The organism is Achromobacter sp. NPDC008082, assembly GCF_042957345.1.
Classification (GTDB): domain Bacteria; phylum Pseudomonadota; class Gammaproteobacteria; order Burkholderiales; family Burkholderiaceae_B; genus Achromobacter; species Achromobacter kerstersii_A.
Genome location: NZ_JBIBIB010000001.1, coordinates 740,384 through 755,542, shown reverse-complemented (window position 1 = coordinate 755,542; position 15,159 = coordinate 740,384). Strand labels below are relative to the sequence as shown.

The following is a 15,159-nucleotide window of genomic DNA, read 5'->3' as shown; positions in this document are numbered from 1 at the left end:
CCCTCGCGCTGGAGACCCTTGCATGACTCGCCGCCCGTATCCGGCCAAGACCCTGAGCGCCTTGCGCGCCGCCCCCGCCGCTTTATGCGTGCTGCTGGCGGGCTGCGTGTCCATGGCGCCGCCCTACACCCGCCCTGCTCTGCCCGTGCCCGCCGCTTACGCGGAGTCCACGGCGTCCGGCGCCGCCACGCAAGCCACGCAGGCCGCGGCATCTCAAGCCACCCCGCAAGCCACCCCCCAAGCTGCTTCCGACCCCGCGCCACATGGCAACGCCGCCGCGCACATCGCCTGGCAAACCTATTTCTCCGACCCCGTCCTGCACGGCCTGATCGACAGCGCGCTGGCGAACAACCGCGACCTGCGCACCGCCTTGCTGCGCGTTGAAGAAGCCCGCGCGCTGTATGGCATTCAACGCGCGGATCAATTCCCCACCATCGGCGTCCAGGCCGACGGCACGCGCAGCCGCGTGCCGGGGGATCTGAACCTGACGGGCCAGCCGCAGATCAGCAGCCAGTATCAAGCAGGCGTTGGCATGGCCACCTGGGAGCTGGATTTCTGGGGCCGCGTGCGCAGCCTGAAAGACGCCGCATTACAGAACTACCTGGCGTCCGACGCCGCGGCGCGAGCCGCCACGCTCAGCCTCATCACGCAGGTGGCCGACAGCTACCTGACGCTGCGCGAACTGGATGAACGGCTGGCGCTCACGCGCGAAACCATCGCCTCGCGCGCGGAGTCATTGCGCATCTTCCGCCGCCGTTTCGAAGTGGGCGCGATATCAAAACTTGACCTGACCCAAGTCGAGACCTTGTGGCAGCAAGCGCGCGCATTGGGCGCCGACCTGGAACAGACCCGCGCCGCGCAGGCCCACGCGCTGGAACTGCTGGTGGGCGCACCGTTGCATCTGCCCGCGCACATCACGCAACTGGACGACAACGCCGTCATGCGCGAACTGCCCGCAGGGCTGCCGTCGGACCTGCTGGTCAGCCGGCCAGACATCGTCGCCGCCGAACATCAACTGCAAGCCGCCAACGCCAACATCGGCGCCGCACGCGCAGCCTTCTTGCCCAGCATCACGCTGACTGGCGCATTCGGCACCGCCAGCGCCGAGCTGGATGGCTTGTTTTCTGGCGGCAGCCGCGCCTGGAATTTCGCGCCCAGCATCAGCCTGCCGATCTTCGACGCCGGCCGCCGCCAGTCCACGCTGGATCTGACCGAGGTGCGGCGGGACCAAGCCATCGCCACCTACGAGAAGAGCATCCAGAGCGCGTTTCGCGACGTGTCCGACGCCTTGACCGCGCGCCATTGGCTGGCCGAACAAGTGGAGGTGCTGCGCGCCACCGTCGCCGCGCAAAGCGAACGCGCGCGGCTGGCGCAACTGCGCTATGAGCACGGCGCGTCTCCGTATCTGGAAGTGCTGGACGCGCAGCGCGACCTGCTCGCCGCGCAGCAGACCCTGGTGCAACGGCGGCGTGCGCTGTTGTCCAGCCGGGTCGGCCTGTACGCCGCGCTGGGCGGCGGCACCCAAGCCGCGGGGCTCGCCACCGCTGCCTCTACCCCCGAATAATCCAGGAACCCGTCATGCCTTTGCCCACCCGAAAACTGATTCCCGTGTTGATTGTTCTGGCGATCGCTGCCGCGGGGTACGCCGGCTGGCGGCTGCTGGCCGACACCGGACCGGGAGCAGGCTTCATCAGCGGCAACGGCCGCATCGAAGCCACCGAGATCGACGTCGCCACCAAACTGGCCGGCCGCGTGAGCGATGTGCTGGTGATTGAAGGCGACTTCGTCAAAGCCGGCCAGCCGCTAGCCCGCATGCAGATCGATACGCTGAATGCCCAGCGCGAAGAAGCGCGCGCACAGCATCAGCAAGCCATCAACAGCGCGGCCAGCGCCGCGGCGCAGGTCGCGCAGCGTGAAAGCGACAAGCTGGCCGCCGAAGCCGTCGTGGTGCAACGCGACAGCGAAGCCGACGCCGCGCGCCGCCGCCTGGCGCGCTCGGAAACGCTGTCCAAGGAAGGCGCGTCGTCGATTCAGGAACTGGACGATGACCGCGCCCGCGTGCGCAGCGCGCAGGCCGCCGCCCAGGCCGCCCGCGCTCAAGTCAAGGCCGCCGCGGCCGCAATCGACGCCGCACGCGCCGCGCAGGTGGGCGCGCAATCCGCCATCGCCGCTGCGCAAGCCACCATTGCCCGCATCGACGCCGACATCGCCGACAGCGAGCTGCGCGCCCCGCGCGATGGCCGCGTGCAGTACCGCGTTGCGCAACCGGGCGAAGTGCTGGGCGCTGGCGGCAAAGTGCTGAACATGGTCGACCTGTCTGACGTCTACATGACGTTCTTCCTGCCCGAACAGGCTGCCGGCCGCGTGGCGCTGGGCCAAGACGTGCGCATCATTCTGGACGCCGCACCGCAATACGTGATTCCGGCCAAGGTGTCGTTCGTGGCCAGCACGGCGCAGTTCACGCCCAAGACCGTGGAAACCGCCAGCGAACGGCAAAAGCTGATGTTTCGCGTCAAGGCGCAGATCAGCCCCGCGCTGCTGCAACAACATCTGACGCAGGTGAAGACGGGCCTGCCGGGCATCGCCTGGCTGAAGCTGGATGCCGACGCCGCCTGGCCCGCCAATCTTGAAGTCCGGGTGCCCTGATGGACGCCCCTGCCGCCGCCCCCGTCGTCCGGCTATCCGATGTGCGCCTGCGCTACGGCAGCACCGTGGCGCTGGACGGCATCACGCTGGATATTCCACCCGGCCGCATGGTGGGCCTGATCGGCCCCGATGGCGTGGGCAAGTCCAGCTTGCTGGCGTTGGTGGCGGGCGCGCGCGCCGTGCAGGAAGGCCGCGTCGAGGCATTGGGCGGCGACATGGCCAACCCCCGGCACCGCGACGACGTCTGCCCACGCATCGCCTACATGCCGCAAGGCCTGGGCAAGAATCTGTACCCCACGCTGTCGGTGGAGGAGAACCTGCAATTCTTCGGCCGCCTGTTCGGCCACGACGAGGCCGAGCGCCGCCGCCGCATCGACAGCCTGACGCGCAGCACCGGCATGTCGGCCTTTCTGTCGCGCCCCGCCGGCAAGCTGTCGGGTGGCATGAAGCAGAAGCTGGGCCTGTGCTGCGCGCTGATCCACGACCCTGACCTGCTGATTCTGGATGAGCCCACCACCGGCGTCGACCCGCTGGCGCGTGCGCAGTTCTGGGACTTGATCAACGAGATACGCCGCGAACGCCCGGGCATGAGCGTGATGGTTGCCACGGCGTATATGGACGAAGCGCAGCGTTTTGACTGGCTCATCGCCATGGACGACGGCCGCGTGCTGGCCACCGGCACGCCGCTTGAGCTGACGCAGCGCACCGGCGCGGATTCTCTGGAAGCCGCCTTCATCGCACTGCTGCCCGAAGCCAAACGCCGGGGCCACAAGCCGGTGGAAATTGTGCCGCTGGCATTGGACGACAATGCCGAAATCGCCATCGAGGCGCGCGATCTGACCATGCGCTTTGGCGACTTCGTGGCGGTCGACCACGTGAACTTCCGCATCCGCCGTGGCGAAATCTTCGGCTTCCTGGGATCGAACGGTTGCGGCAAATCCACCACCATGAAAATGCTGACGGGCCTGCTGCCCGCAAGCGAAGGCCAGGCCTGGCTGTTCGGCCAGGAGGTCGATCCGCGCAACATCGATACCCGCCGCCGCGTGGGTTATATGTCGCAGGCATTTTCGCTGTATGGCGAGCTGACCGTGCGTCAGAACCTGGTGCTGCATGCGCGCCTGTTCCATCTGCCAGAAGCTGATATCGCCGCGCGCGTGGACGATATGGTCGCGCGATTCGAGTTGGGCGATGTGCTGGACACCTTGCCGGAAAGCCTGCCCATGGGCGTGCGCCAGCGCTTATCGCTGGCGGTGGCCATGGTGCACAAACCCGAGCTGCTAATCCTGGACGAACCGACCTCTGGCGTGGACCCTGTTGCGCGCGATGCGTTCTGGCGCTTGCTGATTGCGCTGGCCCGGCAGGACCAGGTCACGATTTTCATCTCGACGCACTTCATGAACGAAGCGCAGCGCTGCGACCGGATGTCGTTGATGCATGCGGGCAAGGTGCTGGTCAGCGCGTCGCCTGCCGAGATCACGCGGATGCGCGGCGCGAAGACGCTGGAAGAAGCGTTCATTGCGTATCTGATCGATGCGGGGGCCGGCACCGCGGCAAGCGCCGCACCGCAAGACGCCGCCCCTGCCCCGCAGCCCGACCCGCTGCCTGCCCCCCGCCATGGCTTCAGCCTGCAACGCGCACTGAGCTACATGTGGCGCGAAACGCTGGAACTGCGCCGCGACCCGGTGCGCGCCACCTTGGCGCTGGCGGGCTCCTTGCTGCTGATGTTCGTGATGGGTTACGGCATCAGCCTGGATGTGGAAGACCTGCGCTATGCCGTCATGGACCGCGACCAAACCAGCCTTAGCCACAACTACAGCTTGAATCTTTCTGGCTCGCGGTACTTCATCGAACAGCCGCCCATCGCGGACTACAACGAGATGGACGCGCGCATGCGCAGCGGAGAACTATCGTTGGCGATCGAGATTCCGCAAGGCTTTGCACGCGACGTCGCGCGCGGCAAGGCCGTACAGATCGGCGTGTGGATCGACGGCGCCATGCCGCAGCGCGCGGAAACCATACGCGGCTATGTGCAGGGCATGCATCAAGGCTGGCTGATGCAGCAGGCGCGCGAACGGCTGGGCGCCAGCGCGCAACAAGCCGTCAGCATCGAAACGCGTTTTCGCTATAACCCAGACGTGCGCAGCCTGCCCGCCATGGTGCCGGCCGTGATTCCGCTGTTGCTGCTGATGATGCCGGCCATGCTGACGGCGCTTGCCGTCGTGCGCGAAAAAGAACTGGGGTCCATCATCAACCTGTACGTCACGCCGGTGACGCGGCTGGAATTCCTGCTGGGCAAGCAGGCGCCGTATGTGGCGCTGGCCATGTTGAATTTTCTGTTGATGACCTTGCTGGCCGTGACGCTGTTCGGGGTGCCCATCACCGGAAGCTTTATGACGCTGCTGGCGGCCGCGCTGATCTATAACGTGGTGGCCACCGCGATCGGCCTGCTGGCGTCCACCTTCACACGCAGCCAGATCGCGGCGCTGTTCTTCACGATGATCGGCACGCTGGTGCCCGCAGTGCAATTCGCGGGGCTGCTGAACCCGGTGTCGTCCTTGGAAGGCATGGGGCGGCTGATCGGGCAGGTCTATCCGGCCACACACATGCTGACGATCAGCCGCGGCGTGTTCAGCAAGGCGCTGGGGTTTACAGATCTACAAACCTCGTTCTGGCCGCTGCTGGCCGCCATACCGGTCATTCTGGGCGCGTCGGTGCTGTTGCTGAAAAAGCAGGAGGCCTGAAATGCGGCATCTGGCCAACATCTACCGTCTGGGCGTGAAAGAGCTGTGGAGCCTGGCGCGCGACCCGATGATGCTGATCCTGATCGGCGTGTCGTTCACGCTGATGATCTACACCGCCGCCACCGCTGTGCCGGAAACGCTGCACAACGCCCCCATCGCGGTGGTGGACGAAGATGCCTCGCCTTTATCGGCGCGCATCACGTCGGCGTTTTATCCGCCGCATTTCACGCCGCCGGATACCATCACGTCAGCGCAGGCGGACGCCGGCATGGACGCGGGCCGCTATACGTTTTCGGTCAACATTCCGCCCAACTTTCAACGCGACGTATTGGCCGGTCGGCCCGCCGAAATTCAGCTGAACGTGGACGCCACCCGCATGAGCCAGGCGTTCACCGGCAGCAGCTATATCCAGCAGATCGTCACCGACGAGATCAATGAATTCGTCAAGCGCTACCGCGCGCCCACGGCGCTGCCCGTCGAGTTGGCCGTGCGCATGCGGTTCAACCCCAATCTGACGCAGGCCTGGTTTGGCGCGATGATGGAAATCATCAACAACGTCACGATGTTGTCCATCATATTGACCGGCGCCGCGCTGATCCGCGAGCGGGAACACGGCACCATCGAACACCTTTTGGTCATGCCCGTGACGCCCACCGAAATCATGGTGGCGAAGGTGTGGTCCATGGGGCTGGTGGTTTTGGTGTCGGCTGGGCTATCGTTGACGTTCGTCGTGCGTGGCTTATTGCACGTGCCGATCGAAGGATCGGTGGCGCTGTTCCTGGTGGGCGCCGCGTTGCACTTGTTCGCGACCACTTCCATGGGCATCTTCATGGCCACGCTTGCACGCAGCATGCCGCAGTTCGGAATGCTGCTCGTGCTGGTGCTGCTGCCACTGCAAATGCTGTCGGGCGGCACCACCCCGCGCGAGAGCATGCCGGACTTCGTGCAGAACATCATGTTGGCCGCACCCACGACCCACTTCGTGGAGCTGGGCCAGGCCATTCTTTATCGCGGCGCGGGATTCAGCGTCGTGTGGCAACCCTTCCTGGCGCTGACGCTGATTGGCGCCGTTCTATTCGCGTTCTCTCTGGCGCGTTTTCGCAAGACCCTGAGCCAGATGGCTTGAGGGACTGATTCGTTTCCCCTTACCACTTCTATAAAAGGACGGATGATGAATAAGACTACTGCTCCCGCCCCCCAAGGCATCGCCGGCGCCAACGCCGCCTATTGCCAACGGCTGGCCAAACTTGCGCAAGAGAGCCAGCAACGCTGGATGGAACTGGGCCGGCGCCTGACCGATGATCACGCCGCGCAATACCTGTCTACGCTGGGCCCGCTGGCTCATGGCGGCGACTGGCAGCAGATTGCCCCCGCGCTGGGCGAAGTGACGCGCAAGCGATGGCAAAGCCAGCTGGAAGCCAGCCAGGCGATCACGCACGCCGCGCTTGAGGAACAAGCCGCATTGGCGGCCGGCGTCGGCGAAGCCATGAGCACCTGGTTCAAAACCGCCACGGGCGCCGGCATGGCCGTTGGCGCGTCGCCGCTGACCCAGATGTGGTCGACGATGTCCAACCAGATGGCCGCGGCATGCTCGGCCCTGCGCGACGCCAGCCAGCCGGGAGGCCATCATGACGGCTAAACGCACGGCGCTCGTGACGGGCGGCGGCGGCCTGGGGCGGGCCATCGCGCTGGCGCTGCACGAAGCGGGCCACGACGTCATAGTGACTTACCACGCCAGCGAGGCCGCCACCCGCGCCTGGGCCGACGAAGAAGCGGCCCAAGGGCGGCGCTTCGATATCTATCAGGTGGATGTGGGCGACTACGCGTCGTGCCAGGCATTGATGGCCCGCCTGGAACGCGACGGCCGCCAGATCGACATCCTGATCAACAACGCGGGCATCACGCGCGATGCCCGGCTGCGCAAAATGAGCTTCGAGAATTGGTCCGAAGTCATGCACAGCAATCTGGATTCGATGTTCAACATGACCCAACCCTTGTGCGGCGGCATGGCCGACCGCGGCTGGGGCCGCATCGTGAACATCTCGTCCGTGAATGGCAGCAAGGGTGCGTTCGGGCAAACCAACTACGCCGCATCAAAAGCCGGCATACACGGCTTCACGAAGTCGCTGGCGCTGGAGCTGGCCAGCCGCGGCGTCACCGTTAACACCGTGTCGCCCGGCTATCTGGACACGCGCATGGTGCAGGCGGTGCCCGAGGAGGTGTTGAAGGAAAAGATACTGCCGCAGATTCCCGTGGGCCGGCTTGGGCTGCCCGAGGAAGTGGCGGCGCTGGTGGCGTTCATTTGCAGCGACGCCGCCGGGTTCATGACGGGCAGCAACGTGGCCATGAACGGCGGCCAGCATATGTACTGATTCCCTGCCCCTGATTCCCTGCCCCCGGGTTCCCTGCCCCAGATTCCCCTTCACTGCGCCCGCCACCGGAAACGTTGGCGGGCGCTGTTGTTTCAACCGGGGGACAAAGGTGCAACCCGCAAATCAAAACGTCGTTTGAAACAGCAAGTAACGGGTTAACCCCATATTGTTGTGACGCGAGCCGCCTCGTATATTTGCATCCACTTGAGCAGGATTGGATGCAATCTGTTGTTTTGGTATCCACAACCTGCCCTCGTCTGTGGGCCGGGGGCACTGCCCCTGGCTTTCCAAGCACCGCCGGCCGCATGCGCATCAGACGCTGGCCAGGCAATCCTTCGAGGGGAACACCATGCAATTCAATGTCCGCCCGCTGCTGGGCGCTACCTGCCTCATGTTGTCGCTGGCCGGCGCCGGCGCGCAGGCGCAGGAAACGGTGAAGATGGGCGCCGTGCTGTCGCTGACCGGCGCCAACGCCACCGTGGGTGAAGACGTGCGCCGCGCCGTGGATCTGGCCGTCGACAAGGTCAACGCCGACGGCGGCGTGCTGGGCAAGAAGTTCGCGGTGGTCATCGAAGACTCGGGCGGCAACCCCACCACGGCGCTGAACGCCGCGCGCAAGCTGGTCAGCGTGGACAAGGTGCCGGTGGTGATCGGCGAATACTCGTCGGGCATCTCCATCCCGCTGGGCCAATACCTGGTGAAGGAAGGCGTGACGCACATCAACATCGCCAGCACCAGCGTCAAGATCCGCGACCTGGGCGCCACGTCCTTCAACCTGATCGGCCTGGAAGACAAGGGCAACCGCTTTTCCGCCAAAGACACCTGGGACCAGGGCTACCGCAACGTCGCCATCATTGCGCCCAACAACGCCTACGGCCAGGGCGTGGCGCACGGCTACAAGGAAGAGTTTGAAAAGCTGGGCGGCAAGATCGTGACCGAAGTGCTGTACACGGCCGGCCAATCCACCTACCGCCGCGAATTGCAGCAGATGTCGCGCAGCAACCCCGACGCGTACATCTACACCGCCTACGGCCAGGAATCGGCCGTAATCAACCGCGAAGCCTTTGAACTGGGCCTGCGCAAGACGCCGTGGTACGGCATTTTGCTGAGCATGTGCCTGAGCGACACGCCAGCCGATATCGCACAAGGCCAGATCGGCATGGAAGTGGGTTCGGTGCTGGGCCCCAAGGGCCGCGAATACGCCGAAGCGTTCAAGGCCCGCTACAAGGACGGCTTCAAGACGTCATACACCGGCTACGCCTATGACGCCGTGCTGCTGACCGCGGCCGCCATGAACCAGGCCAAGTCCACCGCCCCGGCCGATGTGCAGGCCGCGCTGACCCAGCTGGGCCAGAAGGGCTACGAAGGCGTCACCGGCTTCATCAAGTTCGACAGCGACCGCCAGCGCGTGGACCCGCCGTACGCCAAGCTGAAGTCCGATCAGGGCAAGATCGTCACGCGTTGATAAGGGCTTGGCCGGAGCCGCCGGGGAGCGGCTCCGGCTTTTTTTCCGGCCGCATTGCTTGCGGCATTTCCTGCGGTCTTTCGAGTCAACAAGATGATCCAGATTCTCGTCGACACGCTCCTACGCTGCTCGGATCTGGCGCTGATCGCGCTGGGCCTGAGCATGGTGTATGGGCTGGTCAAATTTCCAAACATCGCCCACGTGCAATACGCCATGGTGGGCGCGTACCTGACCTATGCGCTCAGCACGCTGGGCCTGCCCTTGCCGCTGGCGCTGCTGGCCGCAAGCGCCTTGACGGGCGCGCTGGCGCTGGCGTTTCACCTGCTGGTGTTCCAGCGGCTGCTGCGCGCCGGCCCCGCCATCACCATGATCGGGTCGCTGGCGTTGTCCATGCTGCTGATCGCGTTCTGCCAGGGCATTGCGGGCTCGTTTCCGCTGATGTTCAAACTGCCGCTGGCATCCCCCATTCGCCTGGGTGACGCCAGCATCACCGTGACGCAAATTGCCGCCGTGTCCACTACCGCCGTACTGCTCGCGGGTTTTACGCTGCTGCTGTTTTACACGCGCGCCGGCCGCGCCATGCGCGCGCTGTCGTGCAACCCCGCCTTGGCCGATGCCAGCGGGCTGAACGCCTCGCGCATCACCTGCCAGGTGGCGTTTTGCAGCGGCGCGCTGGCCGGGCTGGGCGGCGGGCTGCTGGCCTTGTCCACCGGCGCGCACATCAACCTGGGTTCTGACCTGCTGCTGCCCGTGTTCGCCGCCGCCATCCTGGGCGGCCTGGGCAACCCGCTGGGCGCAGTGGCCGGCGCATTCCTGATTGCGTTCACCGAAACGTTGGTGACCAACCTGAACTTCGGCTGGCTCTACGCCAAGCCGGTGGCCTTCCTGCCTGTGGCTTACATCAGCGCGGCATCGTTTTTGATTCTGCTGTTGGCGCTGCTGTTCAAGCCTTACGGCCTGTTTGACCGCGAGGTGCGCCGTGTTTGATTTTCTGGTGTCTTCCCTGACCTTCGGCGCCATCTTTGCCTTGATGGCGCTGGGGCTGAACTTGCAGGCGGGCCTGGCCGGCTTGCTGAACTTTGGCCACATCGCGTTCGCCGGCATTGGCGCGTACGGCACCGGTATTGCCGTGCATGCCGGCTGGCATCCGGCGCTGGGCGCGGTGGCCGGCGTGGCCGTCGCCATGGCCCTGGGCTGGGGCATCGCCCGGCTGGGCAAGCAATTGGCCGCCGACTACTGGGGCATCGCCACCTTGGCCATCGCCGAAATCATCCGCACCATCGCCACCAACGAACTGTGGCTGACCAATGGCGCGCAGGGCATCAGCGGCATCCCGGCCGTGTTCGGCGGCATGGACGGCAAGCGCGGCGCGCTGGCGTTCCTGGGTTTGGTGCTGGTGCTGGCGGCGGCCGCCGCCGTGCTGTTGCGCCGCTTGGCGGTCAGCCGCTATGGCCGCGCGCTGCGCGTGATGCGCGAAGAGCCCAAGCTTGCCGCCTGCATGGGTTACGACCTGATGTCGTTGAAGTCGCGCGCTGTCATGGCGGGCGCGGCAGTCACGGCGCTGGCGGGTTCGCTCTACGCGCACTACATGAGCTTTGTCGGCCCCGACTATCTGCTGGCCTCCGAAACCTTTTTGCTTTGGACCATGCTGATGATTGGCGGCATCGGCAACGTATCGGGCGTGGTGCTGGGCGTGGTGCTGGTGCAAACCGCCTACACGCTCGTGCCGTTCGCCAAGGACGCATTCGGCTTTGGCTCCGACATTGCCGGCGCGCTGCGCCTGGGCCTGATCGGATTCATTTTGCTGGGATGCCTGTTGTGGCGCAGCGAAGGGCTGCTGCCGGAAAAGATGAGGAAGATGCCATGACCACCCCTTATGCATTGCAGGTCGATTCGGTGGCCAAGGCGTTTGGCGGCAATCGCGTGCTGGAAAAAGTGGGCTTCTCGATACGCCCTGGCGAAATCGTGGGCCTGTTGGGGCCGAACGGCTCGGGCAAGAGCACCTTGCTAAATACCATTACCGGCTTTGAATCCATCGACGCGGGCAGCGTCACGTTCGAAGGCCAACGCATCGACACGTTGAGCGCGCACCGCATCGTGCAAGCCGGTATCGCCCGCACGTTCCAGCTGCCGTCGATGCCGCGCAAGATGTCGGTGGCCGAGGTGGCGATGGCGGCCTCGACCGCCCACCACGGCGTGTGGGAAAACCTGTTCGGCTCGCGCAGCGCGCGCCAGGCGGAAGCGCGGGCGCGGGCACTAGCCGATGCGCTGCTTGACCAGCTGCTGCTGACCCCGGTGCGCGATTTGTCGGCCGCCGCCATTTCGGGCGGACAGAAGAAGCTGCTGGGCATCGTCTGCGCGCTGATGGCGCATCCGCGCATGCTGATGCTGGACGAGCCCACCGCGGGCGTGCATCCGAATCTGCGCAGCGACATCGTCGGCGCCTTGCAGCGCTTGAACGAAGCGGGCATGACGATCGTGATCGTCGAACACGACATGCATTTCATCCGCGAAGTCTGCCACCGCTGCATCGTGCTGGACCGTGGCCACATCGTGGCGGACTGCCGGCCCGATGAACTGGCATCCAACGAACGTGTGCTGGAAGCGTATCTGGGCGGCGCCGCAGCCAAGCCTGCCGCCGGCGCCACGGCTGCGCCCGTGCTGCGCATGGGAGTCGCGTGATGAGCGAAAAAATGATTGAAGTCGATAGCGTCGTCGCCGGCTACACGCGCGACGTGGACATCCTGCGCGGCATTTCGCTGTACGCGAACAAGGCCGAAATCGTGACCTTGCTGGGGCCGAACGGCTGCGGTAAATCCACGCTGTTGAAGACCATCGCGGGTTATCTGAAGCCACGCACCGGCCGCGTGATGCTGGGCGACAAGGACATCTCGCGCTTTCCCGTGCACGAAAAAATCCTGCACCATGGCTTGGGCTTCGTGCCGCAAACCGAGAACGTGTTTACCGCGTTGTCGGTGCACGAGAACCTGCTGGTGGGCGGCAATGCGCTGGACAAAAGCCAGTGCGAGGCGCGCGTGCGCACCTTGTGCGAGCACTACCCCGTACTGCAACGCAAACTGAATGCGCCGGCGGCGTCCTTGTCGGGCGGAGAACGTCAGATTCTGGCGCTGGCGCGCGCGCTGATGCCCTCGCCCGGCTTGCTGCTGCTGGATGAACCCTCGGCCGGGCTGTCGCCCAAGACGCTGGGCGAAGTGTTCGAAGCCATCCAACGCATCCGCGCCAAGGAAAACGTGACGATTCTGATGGTGGAGCAAAACGCCATGGAAGCGCTGCGAATTTCGGATCGCGCGTATGTGCTGTCGATGGGCACGGTCGCCATCACGGGTGACGCCCACGCGTTGATGCACGACGAGCAGGTGCGCGAGCTGTATCTGGGAGGCCGCGCGGCCTAAGCGCTTGCCTGCCGGCGGTTGGTGCGGGCCTGCCGGGCGTATTGGCCCGGCGGGCGTTCAGCCGTCTTGGCGCATGCGGTGCATGGCGACCAGGTTCTTCTTGGTTTCCAGGATGTGTTCTTCCACCAAGCGCGCGGCCAACGCGCCGTCCTGCTGTCTACAGGCTTCCAGGATGCGGTAGTGGTCCGATTGCGGGCCTTCCTTGCCAGTCGCCTGCGACATCATCTCGTGCGTGTAGCGGTCAGTGTTCAGGCCGTATTCCTCGATCAGCCGGCGCAGGCGCGTGTTGTTTGCGGGCGCGCACAAGGCCAGATGGAAACGGCGGTTCAGCTCCGCCCATTGCGAAACGGAATCGGCCTCGTCGTAGGCTTTCAGTATGGCTTCCAGCGTATCGAGATCGGCCCGCGCCATGTTCGGCACAGCCGCGCGCACGGCGTAGCCTTCCAGCGCGATGCGGATGTCGAGCAGCTCGCAGATCTGGTCCACGTCCATGCGGATGACCACCGCGCCCCGGTTCAGGTGATACGCCACCAGCCCTTCCGTTTCCAGCTGGCGCAGCGCTTCGCGCACGGGAATGCGGCTGGCCTGAAAGCGCGTGGCCAAGGCGTCTTGCTTGAGCGGCGTGCCTGCGGGCAAGGCGCCCGTCAGGATTTCGTAGCGCAACTGGTCGCGGATGCGGTGCGGCAAGGCCTGGGCTTTACTGGACGTGCCCTTCGTTTTGGTAATGCTCATGACTATCGGGGTATCTCTGCGGCGAAGGACTGCGGCCTGCGGCAAACGTCGGGGGTTCCAACGGCGGGCTCCCATCGTAGCCGAATGGCCCGTCCTCGTGAACCGGGCGCAGGCTTAGCCCCACTCATAGCCCCTTTTCCCTGGCCTGCACCCATCTGTGCTGTTTTTTCATATCAAATCGGCGCGGGACAAAATCAGATAGCACAGCGTCCTGCCCTGTATACGCCGGGAATTCAGGGTCGTTCCCCATCAACTGATCTGCTTTTTTAACGGCTTTCTGAATCTGTACTACAACGCGCGGCGGATCTACTGTCGCAGGGGTAGGACACTTGTTCATCAGGAAGACCGTTATGCATGGCGACGCGCTATTGCTTGCCCGAATTCAGTTCGGTTTCACCATTTCTTTTCACATCATTTTTCCCGCGATCACCATTGGGCTGGCCAGCTATCTGGCCGTGCTGGAAGGCCTGTGGCTGCGCACGCGCAAGACCGTGTATCGCGACCTCTATCACTTCTGGACGAAGATCTTCGCCGTCAACTTCGGCATGGGCGTCGTGTCCGGCCTGGTGATGGCGTACCAGTTCGGCACCAACTGGAGCTTCTTTTCCGATTTCGCCGGCAGCGTGACCGGGCCGCTATTGGCCTATGAAGTGCTGACCGCCTTCTTTCTGGAAGCCGGCTTCCTGGGCGTGATGCTGTTTGGCTGGTCGCGCGTGGGGCCGGGCCTGCACTTCTTTTCCACCATCATGGTGGCGCTGGGCACGCTGGTGTCGGCCACCTGGATTCTGGCGTCCAACAGCTGGATGCAGACGCCAGCCGGCTACGAAATTCTGGATGGCCGCGTGGTGCCCACCGACTGGCTGGCCGTGATCTTCAACCCGTCGTTTCCGTACCGGCTGGCGCACATGGGCATCGCCGCGTTCCTGGCGACGGCGCTGCTGGTGGGCGCGTCCGGCGCGTGGCATCTGCTGCGCGGTGACCGCAGCCCCGCCGTGAAGAAGATGTTTGCAATGGCCATGGGCATGCTGCTGCTGGTAGCGCCGCTGCAAGCGGTGGTGGGCGACTTCCATGGCCTGAACACGCTGAAGCACCAGCCCGCGAAGATCGCCGCCATCGAAGGCCATTGGGAAAACGAGCCGGGCGCGGGCGTGCCGCTGACGCTGTTCGGCATTCCCGACATGGAGCGCGAAACCACCCGCTTTGCGCTGAACGTGCCGCGCTTGGGCAGCCTGATCCTGACGCACAGCTGGGATGGCCAGTTCCCCGGGCTGAAGTCGTATCCGCCCGAAGACCGCCCCAACGCGACCATCGTGTTCTGGTCGTTCCGCATCATGGCGGGGCTGGGCATGCTGATGATTCTGCTGGCCGGCTGGGCGCTGTGGACGCGCTGGCGCGGGCGGCTGTATGACTCGCGCGCGCTGCAACGCTTCGCGCTGTGGATGGGGCCGTCGGGCGTCATCGCGATGCTGGCCGGCTGGTACGTGACGGAGATTGGCCGTCAGCCGTGGATCGTCTACGGCGTGATGCGCACCGCCGACGCCGCCACGCCGCATGGCGTGGGTGAACTGACGCTGACGCTCGCGCTCTTCGTGGTGGTGTACCTGCTGGTGTTTGGCGCCGGCGTGTCGTACATGCTGCGCCTGATCCGCATGGGGCCGGCTCCTGCGCCGGGGCATGCGCCCCTGTCCGGCGGCCCCGGCGAGCCGCGCCAGCCGTCGCGCCCGCTGTCCGCGGCGTCCACCCTTGCTGGCGTTGAGCCGGCGCCCCGCACGCATACCGGAGTCTGACGC

Annotated in this window: 13 protein-coding genes; 12 read left to right on the top strand and 1 reads right to left on the bottom strand. The window is 65.2% G+C overall.

Going from position 1 to position 15,159, the window contains the following annotated elements; genetic code table 11:
* Positions 1-22 precede the first annotated feature (22 nt).
* From ACFZAI_RS03475 to ACFZAI_RS03425, 11 genes are all read left to right on the top strand, one after another.
* Entirely contained in the window at positions 23-1,564 is a 1,542-nt protein-coding gene (locus ACFZAI_RS03475) for an efflux transporter outer membrane subunit (RefSeq protein ID WP_391565596.1), read from the top strand.
* Between the two features lie 14 nt (positions 1,565-1,578).
* Positions 1,579-2,646 (top strand): HlyD family secretion protein, encoded by a 1,068-nt coding sequence (locus tag ACFZAI_RS03470; RefSeq protein ID WP_391565595.1) that lies wholly within the window; start codon positions 1,579-1,581, stop codon positions 2,644-2,646.
* On the top strand, positions 2,646-5,387 hold the full coding sequence (gene rbbA / locus ACFZAI_RS03465) for a ribosome-associated ATPase/putative transporter RbbA (RefSeq protein WP_391565594.1): 2,742 nt from the start codon (positions 2,646-2,648) through the stop codon (positions 5,385-5,387). The genes ACFZAI_RS03470 and rbbA overlap by 1 nt, the downstream gene beginning before the upstream one ends.
* Before the next feature lies 1 nt (position 5,388).
* Positions 5,389-6,513 carry an ABC transporter permease gene (locus tag ACFZAI_RS03460; RefSeq protein ID WP_391565593.1) on the top strand — a complete coding sequence of 375 codons (1,125 nt, stop codon included), beginning with the start codon at positions 5,389-5,391 and terminating at the stop codon, positions 6,511-6,513.
* A gap of 45 nt (positions 6,514-6,558) precedes the next feature.
* Entirely contained in the window at positions 6,559-7,026 is a 468-nt protein-coding gene (locus ACFZAI_RS03455; RefSeq protein ID WP_391565592.1) for a hypothetical protein, read from the top strand.
* Positions 7,016-7,759: an acetoacetyl-CoA reductase gene (gene phbB, locus ACFZAI_RS03450; RefSeq protein ID WP_391565591.1), complete on the top strand. Its 744-nt coding sequence runs from the start codon at positions 7,016-7,018 to the stop codon at positions 7,757-7,759. The genes ACFZAI_RS03455 and phbB overlap by 11 nt, the downstream gene beginning before the upstream one ends.
* A gap of 349 nt (positions 7,760-8,108) precedes the next feature.
* Positions 8,109-9,224, top strand: a complete 1,116-nt coding sequence (locus ACFZAI_RS03445) for an ABC transporter substrate-binding protein (RefSeq protein ID WP_391565590.1) — start codon at positions 8,109-8,111, stop codon at positions 9,222-9,224.
* Between the two features lie 93 nt (positions 9,225-9,317).
* Positions 9,318-10,211 carry a branched-chain amino acid ABC transporter permease gene (locus tag ACFZAI_RS03440; protein WP_391565589.1) on the top strand — a complete coding sequence of 298 codons (894 nt, stop codon included), beginning with the start codon at positions 9,318-9,320 and terminating at the stop codon, positions 10,209-10,211.
* A complete protein-coding gene (locus ACFZAI_RS03435; RefSeq protein ID WP_391565588.1) occupies positions 10,204-11,091 on the top strand; it encodes a branched-chain amino acid ABC transporter permease in 888 nt (295 codons plus the stop codon). The genes ACFZAI_RS03440 and ACFZAI_RS03435 overlap by 8 nt, the downstream gene beginning before the upstream one ends.
* Complete coding sequence (locus ACFZAI_RS03430) at positions 11,088-11,906, top strand: ABC transporter ATP-binding protein (RefSeq protein ID WP_391565587.1); 819 nt, start codon at positions 11,088-11,090, stop codon at positions 11,904-11,906. Before ACFZAI_RS03435 ends, ACFZAI_RS03430 begins: the two co-directional genes overlap by 4 nt.
* A gap of 11 nt (positions 11,907-11,917) precedes the next feature.
* On the top strand, positions 11,918-12,637 hold the full coding sequence (locus tag ACFZAI_RS03425) for an ABC transporter ATP-binding protein (RefSeq protein ID WP_391566260.1): 720 nt from the start codon (positions 11,918-11,920) through the stop codon (positions 12,635-12,637).
* A gap of 57 nt (positions 12,638-12,694) precedes the next feature.
* On the opposite strand, the gene ACFZAI_RS03420 is transcribed toward ACFZAI_RS03425, so the two are convergent.
* On the bottom strand, positions 12,695-13,369 hold the full coding sequence (locus tag ACFZAI_RS03420) for a GntR family transcriptional regulator (protein WP_391565586.1): 675 nt from the start codon (positions 13,367-13,369) through the stop codon (positions 12,695-12,697).
* Between the two features lie 350 nt (positions 13,370-13,719).
* Between ACFZAI_RS03420 and ACFZAI_RS03415 the strand changes: the two genes are divergently transcribed.
* Positions 13,720-15,156, top strand: a complete 1,437-nt coding sequence (locus ACFZAI_RS03415) for a cytochrome ubiquinol oxidase subunit I (RefSeq protein WP_391566259.1) — start codon at positions 13,720-13,722, stop codon at positions 15,154-15,156.
* The last annotated feature ends 3 nt before the right edge of the window (positions 15,157-15,159 follow it).